This window comes from Pandoraea sp. PE-S2R-1, assembly GCF_002179865.1.
GTDB lineage: Bacteria > Pseudomonadota > Gammaproteobacteria > Burkholderiales > Burkholderiaceae > Pandoraea.
This window is the reverse complement of sequence record NZ_NGUR01000009.1, coordinates 695,182-715,012: the sequence shown is the minus strand read 5'-3', so window position 1 is coordinate 715,012 and position 19,831 is coordinate 695,182. Positions and strand designations below refer to the sequence as shown.

The following is a 19,831-nucleotide window of genomic DNA, read 5'->3' as shown; positions in this document are numbered from 1 at the left end:
AGTGCATTCAGGCTTCCGCCACGCGCTTGCCGATGTACTCAAGCGCCTCGTCCACCTGATCGATCAGGATCAGACACAGATCGCCCGGTTGCAGACGCGCCAGTGCCGTATCGATTGCGGCAAACTCGCCGCGGATTTCATCGATATGGCTGGCACGGCGTGCGTCGACCAGACCTGCACGCAGCAGGCCAAGCACTTCACCGTCTTCACGGCCGCGCTGGCATTGATCCTGATAGAGCAGCACGTCGTCGAATGCGTCGCCCAGAATCTCGGTCTGACGGCGGATGTCTTCGTCGCGACGATCGCCCGCACCCGAAATCACCACCGAGCGGCGCTTGGCCGGCATCGTTTCGACCGCTTGCGTCAGGGCCTGAATCGCGTCCGGGTTGTGACCGTAATCGGCAATCACGGTCGCACCCTTGTAGTCGAACACGTTGAAGCGGCCCGGTGCCGTACCGGCATCGTTCACGAACGTGGCCAGACCGGCGCGCACGATCGCGGGGTCAATCGCCAGTGCCCAAGCGGCACCAATCGCTGCCATGGCGTTCTCGACCTGAAAGCCGATGGCGCCGCCGCGCGTCAGCGGAATCGCCGACAGTGCGTAACGCGTTTCTTCAGTGCCCTGTGCCGTCACGATGTTGCCACCGTCCACGAACACCACACGCTTGCCCTTGGCACGATGCGTGGCGAGCACAGGATGCGAGGCGTCCATCGCGAAGTACGTCACCTTGCCCGGGCAGGCGTCGGCCATGCGCGCGACCATCGGGTCGGCGGCATTGAGCACGGCCATGCCGTTCGGCGCGACGTTGCGCACGATCACGCTCTTGAGCACGGCCAGATCTTCGACCGTGTTGATGTACGACAGGCCAAGGTGGTCGCCCATGCCGATGTTGGTCACGACGGCGACGTCGCAACGGTCATAGGCCAGACCTTCGCGCAGCAAGCCGCCGCGCGCGGTTTCGAACACGGCCGCATCGACGTCCGGGTGCAGCAGCACGTTGCGCGCGCTGCGCGGACCGCTGCAATCGCCGGTGTCGATACGCTGACCGCTCACGTAAATGCCATCGGTGCCGGTCATGCCGACGCGCAGGCCACGCTGTGCGATCAGGTGTGCAATCAGGCGCACCGTCGTCGTCTTGCCGTTCGTTCCCGACACGGCCACGACCGGAATGCGGCCGTCGTCGCCATCTTCGAACATGGTCGAGACGATGGCTTCACCGACCGCGCGGCCCTTGCCGTACGACGGTTGCAGGTGCATGCGCAGACCCGGTGCGGCATTGACTTCCACGATGCCGCCGGCCTGATCTTCGAACGGACGGATGACGGTTTCGCACACGGCGTCGACGCCCGCGATGTCCAGACCGACTTGTTGCGCTGCCGCTACGGCACGCGCGGCGATTTCCGGGTGCACGTCGTCGGTCACGTCGGTGGCGGTGCCGCCCGTCGACAGGTTGGCGTTGTTGCGCAGCACGATGCGCGCGCCCGCTTCGGGCACGGAGTCGGCGTTCAGCCCTTGTTTGGCGAGCGTCGCCAGGGCGATATCGTCAAAACGAATCTTGGTGAGCGAGGTGGCATGACCTTCGCCACGGCGCGGGTCGGCGTTGACCGTCTCGACCAGTTGGCGCACGGTGTGCACGCCGTCGCCGGTCACTTGCGGCGGATCGCGGCGCGCGGCGGCGACCAGCTTGTTGCCGATCACCAGCAGACGGAAGTCGTGGCCCGGGATGTAGCGCTCGATGATGACGTCGCGGCTGATGTCCTGCGCGGCCTCGAACGCCTTCTCGATCTCTTCGCGCGTGCGCAGACGCACGGCAACGCCCTTGCCCTGATTGCCGTCGCGCGGCTTGACGACCACCGGGGCGTCGATTTCCTGCACCAGCTTCCACGCGTCTTCGATGTCGCGCACGGTGCCACCCTGCGGCACCGGCACACCGGCCGCGTGCAACAGCGTCTTGGTCAGGTCTTTGTCTTGCGCAATCGATTCGGCCACGGCCGACGTGCGGTCGGTTTCGGCGGCCTGAATACGGCGCTGCTTGCTGCCCCAGCCGAAATGCACCATCGAGCCTTCGGTCAGGCGGCGGTAGGGGATGCCACGCGCCACGGCAGCGTAGACGATCGAACCGGTGGACGGGCCGAGTCGCACGTCTTCGTCGAGGTCGCGCAGGCGGTACAGGGCATCGGCCAGATCGAACGGGCTGTCTTCGAGCGCGGCGTTGATCAACTGCTGGGCCAGTTCGAACGCGAGACGCCCGACGGGCTCTTCGCTGTACTGCACCACCACCTGGAACGTACCCGGCTCAATGGTTTGCGTGGTCTGGCTGAACGTAACCGGGCAACCGGCGGCCGCCTGCAAATGCAGGGCCGTGGTAGCGAGGGCGTCGGCGAGCGAGACCGGACGCTCTTCCGCGTCGGGCGTCAGCGCCGTCAGTTCCGGGAAGCGCGCGCGCAGGCGGGCCTCGAAACCGGCCAGATTGCCGATCGAGTACTCGAGATCGGTACACGTCACGATGGCCTCGATGGCCGTGTGACGGCTCCAGAGGTTCGGCCCGCGCAATGCGCGGATGCGGGAGACTTCCATAAATTGCAATCCCTGTCTGTCCACTTCGCGTCCCTGTATGGCTGGTGGTTTGCGAGAAAAACGACTGTGGCTTGGGTATTCGATAGCTATCTATATAGATCAGGCGACGTTTGACTTCCCCGAACGCCGCCTGTCTTCAATGCTTTTGGCGATCAGGCTGCCAGCGCACGGATCGGCTGACCCATCCACAAGTGCACGAGGTCGAGCATGGCCGTTGCGCCGCCTTCATCGGCTTGCAGCACCAGCACGTCGCCCGGCACGAGTTGCGCAAGGGCTTCCTCGGCGGCGCTGCGGCGCTCACCGGCATCCACCACCTGCACCTTCTTGCCTGCGGCGTCGATGCCTGCGTCGATACCCGCACGCAGTTGCGCACGCGACTCGGGCAACGCACGCTTGCGCGACACGCTCAGGTCGTCGCACAGCACCACGCGGTCGAACATCTCGGCCAGCAGCTTGCCTTCGGCTTGCAGGTCTTCGTCCATGCGGTCGAGGCCCGGGCCGTAGACGGCAACGCGGCGCTCGGCCGGCAACGTCGCCAGTGCCGCCGCCAGCGCGGTCAGCGCCGGGGCGTTGTGCGCGTCGTCGACGACCACGGTCGCGCCTTGCTTTTCGAACACGGTGAAGCGGCCCGGGGCATCGACCTGACCGACGTCGAACGTCGTCACGCCAGCGCGCAGGATGTCGAGCTTCACGCCCATCGACCATGCTGCGGCCACGGCGGCCAGCACGTTCTCGACCTGGAAGGCGACACGGCCCGCATAGGTCAGCGGCATGTCGGCGGTGGCGGCCACGACGGTTTCTTCAGCGCCGGTGGCGAGCACCACGCGCCCGTCGCGCACGAACACGGCGCGCTTGCCTGCGGCGCGATGCGCCACGATGGCCGGCAGTTGTTCGTCCAGACCGAAGAAGATCACGTCGCCGTCGCACAGCTCGGCCATTTCGACCACGAGCGGGTCACGCGCGTTGAGCACGGCGACGCCTTCCGGCAGCACCACGTCGATTTGCGTGCGCAGCACGTTGTACATGCGGTCGACGTCTTCGACGAAGTACTGGCCCAGATGGTCCGGGCGGTCGATGTTGGTGACGATGCCGACTTGGCAACGGTCGTAGGCGAGGCCTTCGGAGAGGATCGCGCCGCTGTCGTTCTCGAACACGGCAGCGGTCACGCTGGCGTTCATCAGCACGCGGTGAGCGGCGTCCCAGTTGGCGCGGTCGCCGCTTTGCACGAGGCGCTTGTCGAGGAACAGGCCGTCGCTGCACGCCAGACCGGTGTGCTCACCGGCCAGTTGCAGCAGATGCGTGAGCAGGCGGCCGACCACGGTCTTGCCGTTGGTGCCGGTGATGCCCACGACCGGAATGCGGCCGGCATCGCCTTGCGGGAACAGGTGGTCGACGATGGCACGGCCGACCGGACGGGCTTCGCCCGAGGCCGGCTTCAGGTGCATCAGCAGGCCGGGGCCCGCGTTGACTTCCACGATGGCACCGCGTTGGTCGGCGAGCGGGCGGGAGATGTCTTCCGCGACCAGATCGACGCCGGCGATGTCCAGCCCGACGATGCGCGCCGCCAGCGACGCATGGGCAGCCACGCTCGGGTGCACACGGTCGGTGACGTCGAACGCCACGTTGCCGTTGCGCTGGATCAGGACGTTCTTGCCTTCGGGCGGTACCGAATCGGCGTCGAAGCCCTGGCGCTTGAGTTCCAGCCGGGCCGACGAGTCGATCCGCACGCGGTTGAGCGGCTGGTCTTCAGCGCTGCCGCGACGCGGATCGCTATTGATTTGCAGCTCGATGAGTTCCGAGACGGTGTGTTTGCCGTCGCCGACCACCGAGGCCATTTCGCCCATGGCGGCAGCGACCACACGGCCGCCCACCACCAGCAGGCGGTGCTCCAGCCCTTGTACGAAGCGCTCGACGATCACGCCGTTGCCTTCTTCGAGGGCGACGTCGAACGCCGTGGTGACTTCGTCTCGCGTGGTGAGATTGATGAACACGCCGCGGCCATGGTTGCCGTCGTACGGCTTGACCACGACGGGCAGGCCGATGTCTTCAGCGGCTTCCCAGGCGTCGTCGGCGCTCTCGACCAGACGGCCTTCCGGTACGGGCACGCCGCACGATTCGAGCAGTTGCTTGGTCAGGTCCTTGTCGCGCGAGATGCTTTCGGCGATGGCGGGGGTGCGGTCGGTCTCGGCAGTCCAGATGCGGCGGGCGGCGGCACCGTAACCCAGTTGCACCAGATTGCCGTCGGACAGACGCAGATGCGGGATGTCGCGGTCGTCGGCTGCATCGACGATGCAGGCGGTGCTCGGTCCCAGGCAGTGCTTGTCGACCAGACCGCGCAGCATTTCGACGGCGGCTTCGACGTCGTACGGGCGGTCTTCGATGGCGGCCATGACCAGATCGCGGGCGGCGAACAGCGCGGCGCGGGTCACGTCTTCGTGCCAGGCGCGCACGATCACCTTGTAAACACCGCTGATCGGGGTTTCACGGGCCTTGCCGAAGCCGCCGGGCATGCCGGCGAGGTTCTGCAATTCGAGCGTGACGTGTTCGAGGATGTGGCCGGGCCACGTACCTTCGCGCAGGCGTTGCAGGAAGCCGCCGCGCTCACCGATGCTGCATCGGTGCTCGATGAGGGTCGGCAGCCACTCGGACAGCCGCTCGGGGAACCCCGGGATCTTGTTGGACGGGAACTCCTCGAGTTCGCCGATATCGACCCATGCCTCAAGCACCGGCCGATATGTCCACATATTCGGGCCGCGCAGCGACAGGACATCGAAAATCTCAATGTCTTTCTTTTTCATCTAAGGCTAATTCACGCGTCAAGGCTGGATTCGGTGAAGCCGGCGAGGCCGATTTCGGGCGGCACAGCCGGTCGCGCTTGTACAGTTAACTGGTTACTTAACGTGAGATCGCGGAAACGGTTGACCGGCGCAACAATATTTCAATGTTGCGGTGTGTCATCGGGGAACTCCCCGCCGCAAAAGGCGTCGCTGTGGTTATACTTGCGGCAAATTCGCGGGCTGACAGGGAAAGTTCGCGTCGATTTCTCTTCGTTTGCACCGATGTCCGCCCCTTGAGGACACGCTCGCCGCAGCAATGACCGACACTTCCGCCGCCAGTCCCACCGCTTCATCCGACAGTGGCCCGTCTTCCGCCGCTACCACCTCGTCTGCTCCGTTTTCCGGTGTTCGCAATGCCACCGCCGAGTCCTGGTACCCGGACGCCGCCGCACAACTGGCCGATGGGGAAGCCGTACTCGCCTGGCTGACGGTCGATCTCGACGCGCATCTGCACTTTGCGCGAGGCGTGGTCGTGGTGACCGATCGCCGGATTCTGGCGCGCGAGGCGACCGCCGGCGGGGCCTCGGCCCATGCCGGGGGCTGGCAGTCGTGGCCGTACCGCGAGGATCTGGTGCTCACGCATACCGATCATGCAGGCGTGGGGTCGCTGGAACTGTGCGACGCCCGCCAGAAGCTCGCGAGCTGGCGGTACACGCTGGGTCATAACCCGGCTGCGTTGCAACTGATGGACGCCGTGGTGCGCATGCGCGATATCGCCGTGGCCGCTGCCGCTGGCCGGGTGCTGGCCGACGAAGTGGTGGAAGTCGGCACGTGCCCCATCTGTCAGGCCGAGCTGCCGGCCGGCGTCGACGAGTGTCCGCAGTGCAACCCGGAAACGGAAGCCCCACCGTCGACATGGGCATTGCTGCGCCTGTGGCGCTTTGCCCGGCCGTACCGCTTTCAGTTGCTCGCGGGCTTCTTGCTCACGCTATGCGGCACCGGCGCCACGTTGATCCCGCCGTATCTGACGATGCCGCTCATGGACAACGTGCTGATCCCGTTCCAGAACGGTCAGCCCATCGATTACCACCTGGTGGGAATGTATTTGTCGGGGCTGCTCGGCGCAGGCCTCGTGGCCTGGTTGCTGGGCTGGGCGCGGACGTATCTGCTCGCCAAGGTGTCGGAGCGCATCGGCGCCGACCTGCGCACGGAGACGTATTCCCACTTGCTGCGTCTGTCGCTGGAGTATTTCGGCGGCAAGCGCACGGGCGATCTGATGGCGCGTATCGGCTCGGAGAGCGACCGCATCTGCGTGTTCCTGTCGCTGCACCTGCTGGACTTCGCCACCGACGTGCTGATGATCGTCATGACGGCGGTCATTCTTGTGTCGATCAACCCGTGGCTGGCCGTGGTCACGCTCGTGCCGCTGCCGTTTATCGCATGGCTGATCCATCTGGTGCGCGACCGTCTGCGTCACGGTTTCGAGAAGGTCGACCGGATCTGGGCGGAAATCACCAACGTGCTGGCCGATACGATTCCGGGCATTCGCGTGGTCAAGGCCTTCGCGCAGGAAAACCGCGAAGTCGCGCGTTTCAAGGAAGCCAACCGCCATAACCTCGTCGTCAACGACCGCGTGAACCGCGTGTGGTCGCTGTTCTCGCCGACGGTCACGTTCCTGACCGAAGTCGGTCTGCTGGTGGTGTGGATCTTCGGCATCTGGCAGATCTCGAAGCACGAGATCACGGTCGGGGTGTTGGCGGCATTCCTCACGTACATCAGCCGTTTCTATACGCGTCTCGATTCGATGAGCCGCATCGTGTCGGTCACGCAGAAGGCCGCCGCCGGTGCCAAGCGCATCTTCGACGTGCTCGATCACGTGTCGAATGTGCCGGAGCCGGTCAACCCGGTGCATCTGAAGGAAGTGAAGGGCGCCATTGATCTGCGCGATATCGGCTTCCGCTACGGCAACCGTTCGGTGATTCGCGGCATGGACTTGCGCATCGCGCCGGGAGAGATGATCGGTCTCGTTGGCCACAGCGGGTCGGGCAAGAGCACGCTCGTGAACCTGATCTGCCGCTTCTACGATGTGGCCGAAGGCTCGATCCAGATCGACGGCGTGGATATTCGTGCGCTGCCGGTTTCGGAATTCCGCCGCAACGTGGGGTTGGTGTTGCAGGAGCCGTTCCTGTTCTTCGGCACCATTGCCGATAACATCGCCTACGGCAAGCCGAACGCCACGCGTGCCGAGGTGGTAGCTGCCGCTCGGGCCGCGCATGCGCATGAGTTCATTCTGCGTTTGCCGCATGGTTACGACTCGCTCGTCGGCGAGCGCGGACAGGCACTGTCGGGCGGCGAGCGTCAGCGTATTTCGATTGCACGCGCGCTGCTGATCGACCCGCGCATCCTGATTCTCGATGAGGCCACCTCGTCCGTCGATACGGCCACCGAGAAGGAAATTCAGAAAGCGCTCGACAACCTCGTGCAAGGCCGCACGACGATTGCCATTGCGCACCGCCTCTCGACGCTGCGCAAGGCTGACCGCCTTGTGGTGCTCGATCGCGGCAAGATCGTCGAAGTGGGCAACCACGACGAGTTGATTGCCCGCGAAGGTGCCTACTACAAGCTGTATCAGGCGCAGCAACGTAACGTCGATACGGATATCGACGATGCCGTCGACACCGCCGAAGCCGCCGCCGCGATTGCCGCCGTGACCGCCGCGCCGGCACAGCCGCTCTCGGCCAACTGATCGACGCGAGGATAGTCATGCAGATCGATTTCACCCTGTCGCGTAATGTTTTTGGCCGGTTGGTCCTGACGGATGCCGACGGCGTCGCGCACGAAGGCGTGGTGCCCGTGCGCGCGTTTCCGATTGCTGCCCCCGACGACGGGCTGGCGCTGGTGAGTACGGAAGGGCGTGAGCTCGTCTGGCTCGACTCGCTCGACGTGCTGCCGGTGAGCATGCAGACGCTGGTGCGCGAAGAACTCGCCACACGCGAATTCATGCCGGAAGTGCATCGCATCAAGGGCGTGTCGACGTTTGCCACGCCCAGCACGTGGACCGTGGAGACGAATCGCGGCGAAGCGTCGTTCGTGCTGCGCGGCGAAGAAGACATCCGCCGTCTCGGCGGTCAGACGCTGCTCATCACGGACAGCCACGGCATTCACTTTCTGATTCGCGATTCGGGCAATCTCGACAAGCCGAGCCGGAAAATTCTCGACCGATTCCTTTGATTTTCGAAGATCGGTCGCGCCGCCCATCGCGTCACTGGTAAAATCGCGCTTTTGCTTTTTGCGGTGATGCCGATGTGGTTCAAGAATCTTCAGTTGCACCGAATTCCTGCCGGTTGGTCCATGAGCGTCGCGCAAATGGAAGACGCGCTCGAGAAGCACGCGTTCCGCGAGGGCGGCAGCCTCGAAATGCAAGTGCAGGGCTGGGCCCCGCCGCGTGAAGGCGGTGAGCTCGTTCACAGCATCAATCGTCAGTTTCTGCTGGCCTATCGCGCCGAAAAGAAACTGCTGCCGTCGACCGTCGTCAATCAGGTCACGCGCGCCAAGGCCGTCGAGCTTGAAGAGCAGCAAGGCTTCAAGCCGGGCCGCAAGCAGATGAAAGAGCTCAAGGAGCAGGTCACCGACGAATTGCTGCCGCGTGCGTTCGGCATTCGTCGCGACACGCGCGTGTGGATCGATCCGGTCAACCGCTGGCTCGTGATCGACGCTGCATCGCCCGCCAAGGCCGATGAAGTGCGCAGCCTGCTGCTCAAGACGCTCGACATCACGCTCGAGAACGTGGAACTCAACGAAGCCCCGGTCGCCGTGATGACCTCCTGGCTGGCCGGCAATGAAGCGCCGGGCGGCTTCACCGTCGATCAGGACGTTGAACTGCGCTCGAATACGGATGAGAAGGCCGCCGTGCGCTACGTGCGTCACCCGCTCGACGGTGCCGACGTGCGTCAGCACATCGAAGCCGGCAAGCGCTGCACGAAGCTGGCGATGACGTGGAACGAGCGCATCTCTTTCGTGCTCACCGATGCGTTCGCGATCAAACGCGTGACGCCGCTCGACATCATCAAGGACGCCGCCGATCCGACGGCCGAAGGGGAAGCCGAGAAGTTCGACGCCGATGTGGCGCTGATGACCGGTGAGCTTGCCAAACTGCTCGACGATCTGATCGAAGCCGTGGGCGGTGAGCGCGAGATGGATAAGGCTGCGTGAGGTGATTTGACGCTGCCTGATGTCTGAAAGGACATAGGAAACGCCGCGACCCCGGTAACCGGGGCGCGGCGTTTTTTCGTTGGCGTGTCCGCCGTCCGGCGTTATTCCTGATTCGCTTGCGACGCCGGATCGATCAGGTAGACGCCCTGCGAGAGCGCCTGCTTCACTTCGCGCGTGCGCTCGTCGACGCTCACTTCTTCTTCGCCCGCTTCGATGGCGTCGTAGGCCTGACGGACCACTTCGGCCGGGGAGAGTTTTTCGGCGTCGAAGCCGCGCGTCAGATCGGTATCGATGAAGCCCGCATGCAGGCCGACGACCTGCGTGTTCTGGGCGCGCAATGCGAGACGCGTGCCATTGGTGAGCGACCACGCGGCTGCCTTCGAGATCGCGTATTCGGGAATGACGCTTGAGCTGATCCAACTGACGATGGACAGCACGTTCAGGATCGCGCCGCCGCCGTTACGCCCGAGGGTATCGGCGAACGCCTGCGTCGTTGAGAGGATGCCAAAGACATTGGTTTCAAACGTGTCGCGCAGCAGCTTGTCGGCACCGGGGCGTGTCAGACCTTCGGTCACGCGCGCAATGCCTGCATTGTTGATGAGCAACGTCACGTCGCCTGCCAGTTGCGCGGCAGCGGCGACTTCCTCGGGGTTGGTCACGTCGAGCTTGACGGGAATCACGCCCGGCAGCGTGACGTTGGCCGGATCGCGCGACCCGGCGTACACCTTCTTCGCCCCACGGGCGAGGGCCTGTTTGGCAAATTCCAGCCCCAGACCCCGGTTGGCACCGGTCACAAATACGACAGCATCCTTGATGTTCATTGCAGCGCTCCAGCGGAGTAGGTAAGCCGCGCAGTGCGGCATGGCTTCAGCTATACTTCATGACAATTGTGATCGCCATCGTCATTGAGAGGCATTGTGCCGAGCTGCACATCACTTTGTCAATGGTGATCAACATTGTCTTTTTCGATCGCATCGATTGATGCGATGTCGCTGATCTGGTGTCGCCACCTTAGCGGGTTCGACGTGGGTCGTGCGTCGCAGGAGCCAATATGGGAATTTCGAGAGAAAAGGCCGCGGAGAACCGCGAGGCCATTGTCGCCGCCGCCGAGCGGCTGTTTCGTGAGCATGGTGTCGATGCGGTCGGCCTGACGGCACTGATGAAGGAAGCAGGCTTCACACAGGGCGGGTTTTACAACCACTTCAAGTCGAAGGACGCGCTGGTGGCGGCCGTGCTGGCGCGGGCGGTCGAGGGGACGGGCGGGGTGCTCGCCGGTGGCGACGTGGCGTTGCAAGCGGCGATGTCGCCGGAAGAACGCGTCGAGCGCTATTTGTCGCCCGCGCATCGCGACGACGTGGCGTGCGGTTGTGCGATGGCCGGATTTGCGGGCGATGCGCCTCGCATCGGCCCGGAAGCGCAAGCCTGCTATGCACAAGGGCTCGCCGATGTCATCGGCACGCTGACCGGCGCTGGTCTGGCGCAGGGAATGACCGCGCAAGACGCTGCACAAGCCGCGATGGCGCGCTTCTCGCAGATGGTCGGCACGCTGGTGCTGTCTCGGGCCGTCGCAGGCGCGGATCCGGTGCTCTCGGAAGCGTTGCTGGCGGCCGGACGTCAGGCATTGACAGGGCGAGCGAAGGGCGCTTGAAGGGTTGCATGAAGAGCGCGTGAGAGGGTGCACGAGCGGGCGCGAGCGGCGGCCTACGTCAATGCGGCGGCCAACGCCACGCCGCTCGCAGGCGATCACGCAGGAAGTCGACGAACGCCCGGGTGCGCGGGGCCAGATGACGGCTATGCGGATACACCGCATGCAACGGCGAGGCGGGAATCGGCAGCGCAGGCAGCACGCGCACGAGCCGGCCCGCGTTGATGTCGTCGCCCACATCCCAGATCGATTTCTGTGCGATGCCGGCACCGTGCAGCGCCAACTCGTGCGCCGTGTCGCCGTCATCGACCACATAGGTGTTCTGCACCTGCACCCGCAGCGTTTCCGACGCCCACACAAACCGCCAGTCGCCATGCGCTGCATTGCCGAACAGGATGCAGTCGTGTTGCTGCAAGTCGCCCACTTCACGCGGTGTACCGCGCCGGGCCAGATACTCGGGGGAGGCGACGAGCACCCGGTAGTTCGGGGCAAGCTCCTGCGCCACAAGACTGGAGTCGGGCAGGGTGCCTACGCGAATGGCCACGTCGATGCCGTGGGCGACGAGATCGACCCAGAGATCGCTCAATTCCAGATGCACCTTCAGATCGGGATGGCGCTCGCGAAACGCTACCAGTAGTGCCGCGAGATGCCGCCGCCCGAACGCGCGTGGCGCGCTGATGCGCAAGACGCCGCCCACGGTGCCCGCCTGCCGTGTCATCAACCGCTCGGTTTCGGCAATCTCTCCCAATATCCGCTGGCAGCACGCATGAAAGACCTGTCCCTCCTCGGTCAGGGCCTGCCGTCGCGTCGTCCGGTTCAGCAGACGCACGCCGAGGCGCTGCTCAAGCAAGCCGAGCCGTTTGCTCACGACGGCCAAGGAGAGACCCAACTCGCGTGCGGCGGCCGACATGCTGCCCGTCGCGACGATGCGGTCGAACAAGGTGAGGTCCAGCGTCTGATCGATCATCGGCGGCAGATTCTCAATTATTTGAAGAGAGTCATTCAGTTTTCCCGGGGATTATCTTCTTTTGGAATGAGGACGACAATGCGTCCATGACGTCGCGTGACAGGCCAAGGCTGGCGCAGACGCATGCTTTGCTTCGTCCTTTTCCATTCTCGGGAGATTCGGCATGTTCAATTTCGAAGGCCAGCGCGTGCTGGTGATTGGCGGTAGTTCCGGTATTGGCCGCGCGGCGGCACAAGCGTTTGCGAAGGCGGGCGCGGCGGTCACGATCGCGTCGCGCAATCAGGCCAAGCTCGACGAAGCGTTGGCGACCATCGGCACCACAGCACGAGCGGTGGTGCTCGATACGGGGGATGCGGCGGCCGTTGAACAGTTTTTCGCCGATCACGCGCCGTGGCAGCACGTGGTGATCTCGGCCGCGCAGACGCCGACCGGCGCCGTGCGAAAGCTCTCGCTCGCCGATGCGCACGCCGCGTTCGACAGTAAGTTCTGGGGCACTTTTCACGTCGCCCGCTTTGCCAAGATCGGGGACGGCGGCTCACTCACGCTGACGTCCGGTTATCTGAGCGTGCGCCCGAGCACGTCGTCGGTCGTGCAGGGCGCGATCAATGCGGCCGTCGAGGCGCTGGGGCGAGGCCTCGCGCTCGAACTCTCGCCGGTGCGAGTGAACACCGTCTCGCCCGGGCTGACGGCGACGCCGTTGTGGAACAAGCTGCCGGAAGCGGATCGCGAGGCGATGTACGCCAGTGCGGCACAACGGCTGCCGGCACGCCGTGTGGTCGCCGCCGAGGACGTGGCCAACAGCATTCTGTATCTCGCCGGCACGCCCAGCGCGACCGGTTCGACGGTACTCATCGATGCGGGTGGCGCGATTGCCTGACGTGATCGCGTGATGGTGCAAGCGCAGCGTCGCTTAACAAGTTGTCCTAACGAAAAATCTCTGGAGTCTCGGACATGCATATCGATCTGAAAGAAAAAGTGGCGCTGGTGACGGCGTCGACGGCGGGCATCGGGTTCGCGATTGCACAAGGGCTGGCCGCTGCCGGTGCGACGACGATCGTCAATGGCCGCTCGAAAGCGGGCGTCGACGCCGCAGTCGCGAAACTACGCGAGGCCGTGCCCGGTGCGCAGGTGCGCGGTGTCGCCGCCGATCTCGCCACGGCGAGTGGCTGCGATGCGCTGGTCGCCGAGGTGCCCGACGTGGATATCCTCGTGAACAACGCCGGTATCTTCGGGCCGCAGGACTTCTTCGAGATTCCGGACGCCGACTGGACCCGTTTTTATGACGTCAATGTGCTCTCGGGAGTGCGACTCTCCCGGGCCTATCTGCCGGGCATGGCATCGCGTGAGTGGGGGCGTGTCATCTTTATTTCGTCGGAATCCGCACTGAATATTCCCGAGGACATGATTCACTACGGCATGACCAAAACCGCACAACTGGCCGTATCGCGAGGGCTGGCCAAACGCATGCGGGGCACCGGGGTGACGGTCAACGCGGTGCTGCCGGGGCCGACGCTCTCCGATGGCATGGCGGAGATGCTGCATCAGGCCGGCGTGCCCGCCGATGCCGACATGGCGCAGGCGGCCGCAGCCTTCGTGCAGGAACATCGGCCCAGTTCGATCATCGGCCGCGCGGCCAGCACCACCGAGGTGGCGAACATGGTGGTGTATGTTGCATCGCCGCAGGCATCGGCCACCACGGGGGCTGCGCTGCGTGTCGATGGCGGTGTCGTAGATTCGCTCTAATGCATTCGTAGGAATGCACAGGACAGGCGGCAGTCAGGCGCGCGTCAGGCAGCGGCCAGACGACGCGCTGCTGCGCTGCCGCAAAGACGTTGCATGATGCCGGGGGATCTCCGGCAGATTTCCCTGTGGCACTCGAGAGCGGTATACCCGAATCACATTTGGGTACCTATCCCGATAGAGATTGCCTAGAATGAAAGCGTGCCATCCCGCCATTACGAAGTAAGGAGGCCGCGATGCTTACAGGGAGCCTGATTGCAATGTTGGTGATTGTGCTGGTCGTCGGCGTTGCCGTCGCCTGGCTCGCGGACCGTAACTGGTGCCGTGAGCATCCGGCTGCGCGGCACACCACTTGGCGACGTCATCGTCGTGATATCCGGCACGGTTGATTCACCCGTCTGACTGGCGGCATGGAACCAGCCGCCAGATGTCACCCAAATAAAAAGCCCGCCTTTCGGCGGGCTTTCTGTTGCTAGACACCTTAATTTCTGGCTGGACGCTCAGGCAACGGCCTGAAGGACGTACTTGCCCTGGACAGTGAGGCGCGGGGACTTCACACCCGGCGCCAACTCTTCCCATTCGATCAGTTTGCTATCAAGCAACGATTCGAGGTCCGGGCGGTCAAGCTCCACTTGCTCCGGAGCGTCCTTGACCAACATCAGGGTGGCAAATTCATGATGACTCAGCATCTTCGTCTCCCGGTTTACGGTTTCAACAGGGGTCCCAACTCAAGGGACTTTAAGGATAGGTCACGAATATGGCACTTGCGCGACAGAATTCGCACTTTCGATGCTGCTATGCAGCATTTCTTTTGGTGGACTTTCCCACCGCCAGCATAGGCGTTCAGGATGACACTGGTGTGTCATTCAATACGTCAATAGCGTATTCATAATGCATTGATTTGCTGCGGTGCAATAGTGACCAAAACAGCGCAAATCGCGGGGTTCGCCCGCTTATTTTGAGTTTGCTTGGGGCCGAGGGACGGTAGAATGGCCCAATTTGCCAGCAACACGCTGCCAGCAACGCGCTCATCGACCTGACATGCCGCAAAAGAAAACGCCGTACTTCGAGTTACGCAGCGGTGCCGTGGATACCCTGCATTTCGTTGTCAAGACGCCGCAACTGGATACGCTGCGCACCGAATTGGCGCAACGTTTCGAAGCCACCCCGGAGTTCTTCGCGGGAGACACCGTCGCGATCGACGTGCGGCGTCTGACCGGGGCCGAGCGAGTCGCCGTCCCTGCGCTGGCTGAAATGCTGGCGGAATTCCGGATGAAGCCGATCGGCGTGGTGGCCAATGCCGACCAAGCCGACTGGGCTGTGGTGGATGGCCTGCCGCGCCTGGACAGTCATGAGCGCCGTGCCCCGCGCAATGGGCGCGAGACCGACGCGGCGGGCGAGACTTCCGGCGACGCCGCGACGTCTGCGGCTGCGGCCCACGCCGTTGCGAATGCGGCAAATGCGACGTTGCCGGAGCCTTCCGCAATCCCCTCGACCATCATCGACAAGCCGTTGCGTTCGGGCCAGCAGGTCTACGCAAAGGGCGATCTGATTTTGCTCGATCTGGTCAGTTATGGGGCCGAGGTGATCGCCGAAGGTAATATTCACATTTACGCGCCGCTTCGGGGGCGGGCGCTGGCCGGGGTGAAGGGCAAGCTTGATGCGCGCATCTTCTGTACCTGTCTGGAGCCTGAGCTGATTTCCATCGCCGGTATTTACCGTACCGGCGAACATGCACTGCCGCCCGATGTTCAGGGGCGCTCGGTGCAGGTGCGGCTGGTAGACGACAAACTGATTTTCGAGCCCCTCGGGCTCAAATGATTCGTAGCTAATTTCATCCTCAAGTTTGGGAAGGCATCGACAGATGGCAAAAGTGATTGTGGTGACCTCTGGCAAGGGTGGTGTCGGCAAGACGACAACCAGCGCCAGCTTTTCCGCCGGCCTCGCCTTGCAGGGGCACAAGACGGCAGTCATCGATTTCGACGTCGGCCTGCGCAATCTCGATCTCATCATGGGTTGCGAGCGCCGCGTGGTGTATGACCTGATCAATGTGATTCAGGGCGAAGCAAACCTCAACCAGGCTCTCATCAAGGACAAGGCGACCGAGAACCTGTTCATCCTGCCCGCCTCGCAAACGCGCGATAAGGATGCACTCACGCAAGAAGGCGTCGAGAAGGTCATCAAGGACCTCACCGACATGGGCTTCGAGTACATCGTGTGCGATTCGCCGGCCGGTATCGAATCGGGCGCACTGCTCGCCATGCACTTCGCTGACGAAGCGCTGGTGGTGACCAACCCGGAAGTGTCGTCGGTTCGCGATTCGGACCGCATTCTGGGCATCCTGTCGTCGAAGACGAAACGGGCCATCGAAGGCGGCGAGCCGATCAAGGAGCACCTGCTGATTACCCGCTACAACCCCAAGCGCGTGAGCGACGGCCAGATGCTGTCGCTGGAAGATATTCAGGAGATTCTGCGTATCAAGCTGATCGGCGTGATTCCGGAGTCGGAATCGGTACTGCACGCGTCGAACCAGGGTACGCCTGCCATCCATCTGGAAGGCACCGACGTGGCCGACGCCTATCGCGACGTGGTGAGCCGATTCAAGGGCGAAGACAAGCCCATGCGCTTTACCGACTATCAAAAGCCGGGGCTGTTGCAGCGTATTTTCGGCTCGAAGTAAGGAGCGCGCCCATGTCCTTCCTGTCTTTCCTCCTGGGGGAGAAGAAAAAGACCGCTTCCGTCGCTAAAGAGCGCCTTCAGATTATTCTGGCGCACGAACGCTCGGGCTCGTCGCCGCCGGCAGATTATCTGCCGGCGCTGCAACGTGAGTTGGTTGCCGTCATCTCCAAGTACGTCAAGATCGCCCAAGACGACATCAAAGTCAGCGTCGAGCACCAGGACAACCTGGAAGTGCTCGAAGTGAAGATCGAACTGCCGCAGACCTGAGCGTCCGCCGTTTTTCGGTTCTCACGCACTGACCCGCGGCCCTCGGGCCGCTGATCGCCGGATAAGCGAAAGCCCGCCACCCTATCGCAGGGTGGCGGGCTTTCGTCGTTGCTTGCGCGTTTGCGCGTTAGTGTGTCGAGACTTCCGCGTATCGGCCGAGGCCAGTCAGCCCGGTCAGAACTTGTAGTCCGGGTTCTTCGGATCGAAGGTGGCGTCAGTCCATTGTTCCTTGCGCACTTTCTCGAAGCGCATTTCCTCCGTTTTCTGCCCTGCGGCATCCCACGCCTCGATGCCGCGCGGGCGCCCCGTCTTCAGATCGATGAGTACACGCGACTTGTTGGCATAGTGTTGCGGCGGCCCGGACGGGGCATCCCATTCCAGTGCCAGCATGCGCACGCCATTCACTTCGGATACCGAAATTCTAGCGGGCTTCTCCGGCAGCCCTGCGGCGCGGAAGCTGCGGCCATCATGCGCAATCTGCTCCGCGATGAAGCCGAAGCCGAGATCGCGCACGGTGTGATTCGACTGCGAGCGCGCCAGTGTGCCGTCAATGCTGCTCCAGATCGACGTGAATCCGAGAATGCCGCCCAGATGGCCGTACATCTCTTTGGGATTTTTGTTCTCGTCGTAGATGATTTCCTGACCGCTGTGGGCACCGTCAGGCAGCCACTTGGTATAGATCTGCAAGGGCTTCTCGCGAATTTTCACGAGCATGCGGTCGGGCGTGGTTTGCCATTGGTTGTTGATGCGTTCGTGTCGCGTCAGCTCGTATTGGTACTCGGGCATCGCGGCCGACTCGGCTTTGAGAAAACGCACGAGGGCTTCGGGGTTGAGCGCCTGCATGCCGGCGACGATGGCGTCGTCGCTCATCTTCGCGAGTTCGCCGCTCTTGATGGTTTGCGAGAGCCATTGCGTTTGCTGTGCGACGGGCATCGCGGCGAGTTTGGCGACGTCCGCATCGCTGGTCTGTGCGTTGATGTGGGGCGCGGTGAGCATGCCAATGGCAATCGCAAGCGGTGCGAGGGCAGTGCCCAGCCGCAAGCGGGGGGCGTGAAACGTGGACATGGGTTTTGTCTCCCTGAATCGACGGTAGCCTGTGCCGAGATGACACAGGGCAGGCCGCGCGGCGTACGCAGGGGTTGCCTGCGTGCGCCGCGCGACACCGGTCATGCGTGCGGGGGTGGGGGCGCCGCAGGCGTGGCCTCGGCCGGTCCCGGCTCGCGCAGTTCGCGCCGCAGGATCTTGCCGACGGTCGTCTTGGGCAGTTCGCCCTGACGGAATTCAACGATGCGCGGCACCTTGTAAGCGGTCAGGTGCTCGCGGCAGTGGGCGAGCAGTGCCTCGGCCGTGAGTTGAGAGTCCTTGGCGACCACGACGAGCTTCACGCGCTCGCCGGCCACCGGGTCGGGCACGCCGACGACGGCGGCCTCGCGCACGCCGGGGTGCAGCGCCACGACGTCCTCGATCTCGTTGGGATAGACGTTGAAGCCCGAGACGAGAATCATGTCTTTCTTGCGATCGATGAGCCGCACGAACCCGTTCGGGTCCATCACGCCGATATCGCCGGTCAGCAGCCAGCCGTCGGCGTCGAAGGTCTTCGCCGTATCTTCGGGACGCTGCCAGTAGCCGCGCATGACCTGCGGCCCGCGCACGCAAAGCTCCCCCGGCTCGCCGAGATCGGCCCACGTGCCGTCGTCGCGTTTGAAGCGTACGTCGGTCGACGGTGCAGGCAGGCCGATGGAACCGGAGAATTCCATGTCGTCGATGTGGGCGAGATCGATCGGATTCATCGTGACGATCGGCGAGCATTCCGTAAGGCCGTAGCCCTCGATGATCGGCTTGCCGGTGACCTGCTTCCAGCGCTCGGCAATCGCGCGTTGTGTCGCCATGCCGCCCGCGAGCGAGAGCTTGAGCTTTGAGAAATCGCGGGCGCGGAATCCTTCGTCTTCGAGCAGTCCGTTGAACAGCGTGTTGACGCCCGCCACGCCGGAAAACGTCTCGTTGCGAATGATGTACACAACCTTCTTCACATCGCGCGGGTTGGCAATCAGGATGTTGCGCCCGCCCAGACTCATGAACATCAGGCAGTTCACGGTCAGCGAAAAGATGTGATACATCGGCAGCAGCGACAGGTTCGTCTCAATCTCGTCGGTGAGCTGATCGGCAATCCACGCTTCGGCTTGCAGCAGGTTGGCGAGCACGTTGCCGTGCGTGAGCATCGCGCCTTTCGCGAGCCCGGTCGTGCCTCCGGTGTATTGCAGAAAGGCCAGATCGTCGCGGGTCAGCGGCACCGGGGTGAGCCGCTGTGCGGTGCGTGCCTTGGCGCCTTCGGCCAGTGCATGCTTGAGGGAGATGGCTTGCGGCAGATCGTACGGCGGCACTTGTTTCGCCACGCGCCGCATGATGAAGTTCACGAGGCGGCCCTTGGCATTCAGCCCCTCGCCGAGCAGGTCGCCGATCTGCGTGATGACGACATCGCGCACTTCAGTGCCGGGGAGTGATGCCTGCAACGTCTTCGCGAAATTCTCGAACACCACAATCGTGCGCGCACCGCTGTCGCGCAATTGGTGCGAGAGTTCGCGCACGGTGTAAAGCGGGTTGACGTTCACGACGACGGCACCGGCGATCAGCGTGCCGAACAGGCAGATCGGGTACTGGAGGCAGTTGGGCATCATCAGCGCCACACGGTCGCCCTTGCGCACGCCTCGCGATTGCAGCCACGCGGCAAACGCACGCGCCTGCTTTTCCACCTGTGCATAGGTGATGTCGCTGCCGAGGCTCACGAACGCGGCGCGTTCACGGTACTTGCCGATCCACTCGTCGAAAGCCTGCACGAGCGATTCGTAGCGCGTGACATCGATTTCCGCCGGTACGCCTGCCGGATAGGTGTTCAGCCACACGCGGTCTTCGCGGTCTTGTTGCACAGCTTGGTCCATCGTCTCCTCCTCCCAGAGGTTGTCTCCTAC

At 63.6% G+C, this 19,831-nt stretch carries 16 protein-coding genes; 9 read left to right on the top strand and 7 right to left on the bottom strand.

All coding sequences use genetic code 11. From position 1 onward, the window contains the following. Positions 1–7: 7 nt before the first annotated feature. Both cphA (CDV44_RS10195) and cphA (CDV44_RS10190) read right to left on the bottom strand, forming a co-directional pair. A complete protein-coding gene (cphA, locus tag CDV44_RS10195) occupies positions 8–2,578 on the bottom strand; it encodes a cyanophycin synthetase (RefSeq protein ID WP_087687902.1) in 2,571 nt (856 codons plus the stop codon). A 152-nt stretch (positions 2,579–2,730) separates the two neighbouring features. Then, a complete protein-coding gene (gene cphA, locus CDV44_RS10190; protein WP_087687901.1) occupies positions 2,731–5,376 on the bottom strand; it encodes a cyanophycin synthetase in 2,646 nt (881 codons plus the stop codon). A gap of 295 nt (positions 5,377–5,671) precedes the next feature. Here cphA (CDV44_RS10190) and CDV44_RS10185 point away from each other — a divergent pair, with 295 nt between their 5' ends. From CDV44_RS10185 to CDV44_RS10175, 3 genes are all read left to right on the top strand, one after another. Beyond that, a complete protein-coding gene (locus tag CDV44_RS10185; protein ID WP_087687900.1) occupies positions 5,672–8,101 on the top strand; it encodes an ABC transporter ATP-binding protein in 2,430 nt (809 codons plus the stop codon). 17 nt (positions 8,102–8,118) lie between these two features. Next, positions 8,119–8,586 (top strand): DUF1854 domain-containing protein, encoded by a 468-nt coding sequence (locus CDV44_RS10180; RefSeq protein ID WP_087687899.1) that lies wholly within the window; start codon positions 8,119–8,121, stop codon positions 8,584–8,586. Positions 8,587–8,658: 72 nt separating this feature from the next. Next, entirely contained in the window at positions 8,659–9,567 is a 909-nt protein-coding gene (locus CDV44_RS10175) for a recombination-associated protein RdgC (protein ID WP_087688010.1), read from the top strand. 101 nt (positions 9,568–9,668) lie between these two features. Here the strand turns inward: CDV44_RS10175 and CDV44_RS10170 are convergent, their stop codons facing one another. Beyond that, positions 9,669–10,388, bottom strand: coding sequence for an SDR family oxidoreductase (locus CDV44_RS10170; protein ID WP_087687898.1), 720 nt, complete (start codon positions 10,386–10,388; stop codon positions 9,669–9,671). 230 nt (positions 10,389–10,618) lie between these two features. On the opposite strand from CDV44_RS10170, the gene CDV44_RS10165 reads away from it, so the two are divergent. Continuing rightward, a complete protein-coding gene (locus CDV44_RS10165) occupies positions 10,619–11,215 on the top strand; it encodes a TetR/AcrR family transcriptional regulator (RefSeq protein WP_087687897.1) in 597 nt (198 codons plus the stop codon). Positions 11,216–11,273: 58 nt separating this feature from the next. On the opposite strand, the gene CDV44_RS10160 is transcribed toward CDV44_RS10165, so the two are convergent. Then, a complete protein-coding gene (locus tag CDV44_RS10160) occupies positions 11,274–12,179 on the bottom strand; it encodes a LysR family transcriptional regulator (protein WP_087687896.1) in 906 nt (301 codons plus the stop codon). Positions 12,180–12,342: 163 nt separating this feature from the next. Between CDV44_RS10160 and CDV44_RS10155 the strand changes: the two genes are divergently transcribed. Both CDV44_RS10155 and CDV44_RS10150 read left to right on the top strand, forming a co-directional pair. Next, complete coding sequence (locus tag CDV44_RS10155; protein ID WP_087687895.1) at positions 12,343–13,056, top strand: SDR family oxidoreductase; 714 nt, start codon at positions 12,343–12,345, stop codon at positions 13,054–13,056. Between the two features lie 74 nt (positions 13,057–13,130). Continuing rightward, positions 13,131–13,922: an SDR family NAD(P)-dependent oxidoreductase gene (locus CDV44_RS10150; protein WP_087687894.1), complete on the top strand. Its 792-nt coding sequence runs from the start codon at positions 13,131–13,133 to the stop codon at positions 13,920–13,922. Positions 13,923–14,419: 497 nt separating this feature from the next. Here the strand turns inward: CDV44_RS10150 and CDV44_RS10145 are convergent, their stop codons facing one another. Beyond that, positions 14,420–14,608: a hypothetical protein gene (locus CDV44_RS10145; RefSeq protein WP_058378331.1), complete on the bottom strand. Its 189-nt coding sequence runs from the start codon at positions 14,606–14,608 to the stop codon at positions 14,420–14,422. Positions 14,609–14,960: 352 nt separating this feature from the next. Between CDV44_RS10145 and minC the strand changes: the two genes are divergently transcribed. Genes minC through minE form a run of 3 tightly spaced genes read left to right on the top strand, consistent with a single transcriptional unit; the run spans position 14,961 to position 16,865 of the window. Further along, complete coding sequence (gene minC, locus CDV44_RS10140) at positions 14,961–15,740, top strand: septum site-determining protein MinC (RefSeq protein WP_087687893.1); 780 nt, start codon at positions 14,961–14,963, stop codon at positions 15,738–15,740. 43 nt (positions 15,741–15,783) lie between these two features. Beyond that, positions 15,784–16,599: a septum site-determining protein MinD gene (gene minD, locus CDV44_RS10135; RefSeq protein ID WP_058378333.1), complete on the top strand. Its 816-nt coding sequence runs from the start codon at positions 15,784–15,786 to the stop codon at positions 16,597–16,599. An 11-nt stretch (positions 16,600–16,610) separates the two neighbouring features. After that, positions 16,611–16,865: a cell division topological specificity factor MinE gene (gene minE / locus CDV44_RS10130; RefSeq protein WP_058378334.1), complete on the top strand. Its 255-nt coding sequence runs from the start codon at positions 16,611–16,613 to the stop codon at positions 16,863–16,865. A 174-nt stretch (positions 16,866–17,039) separates the two neighbouring features. Here the strand turns inward: minE and CDV44_RS10125 are convergent, their stop codons facing one another. Both CDV44_RS10125 and CDV44_RS10120 read right to left on the bottom strand, forming a co-directional pair. Next, positions 17,040–17,930 (bottom strand): DUF1571 domain-containing protein, encoded by an 891-nt coding sequence (locus tag CDV44_RS10125; RefSeq protein ID WP_249277485.1) that lies wholly within the window; start codon positions 17,928–17,930, stop codon positions 17,040–17,042. 101 nt (positions 17,931–18,031) lie between these two features. Continuing rightward, complete coding sequence (locus CDV44_RS10120) at positions 18,032–19,801, bottom strand: AMP-binding protein (RefSeq protein WP_087687892.1); 1,770 nt, start codon at positions 19,799–19,801, stop codon at positions 18,032–18,034. Positions 19,802–19,831 lie beyond the last annotated feature (30 nt).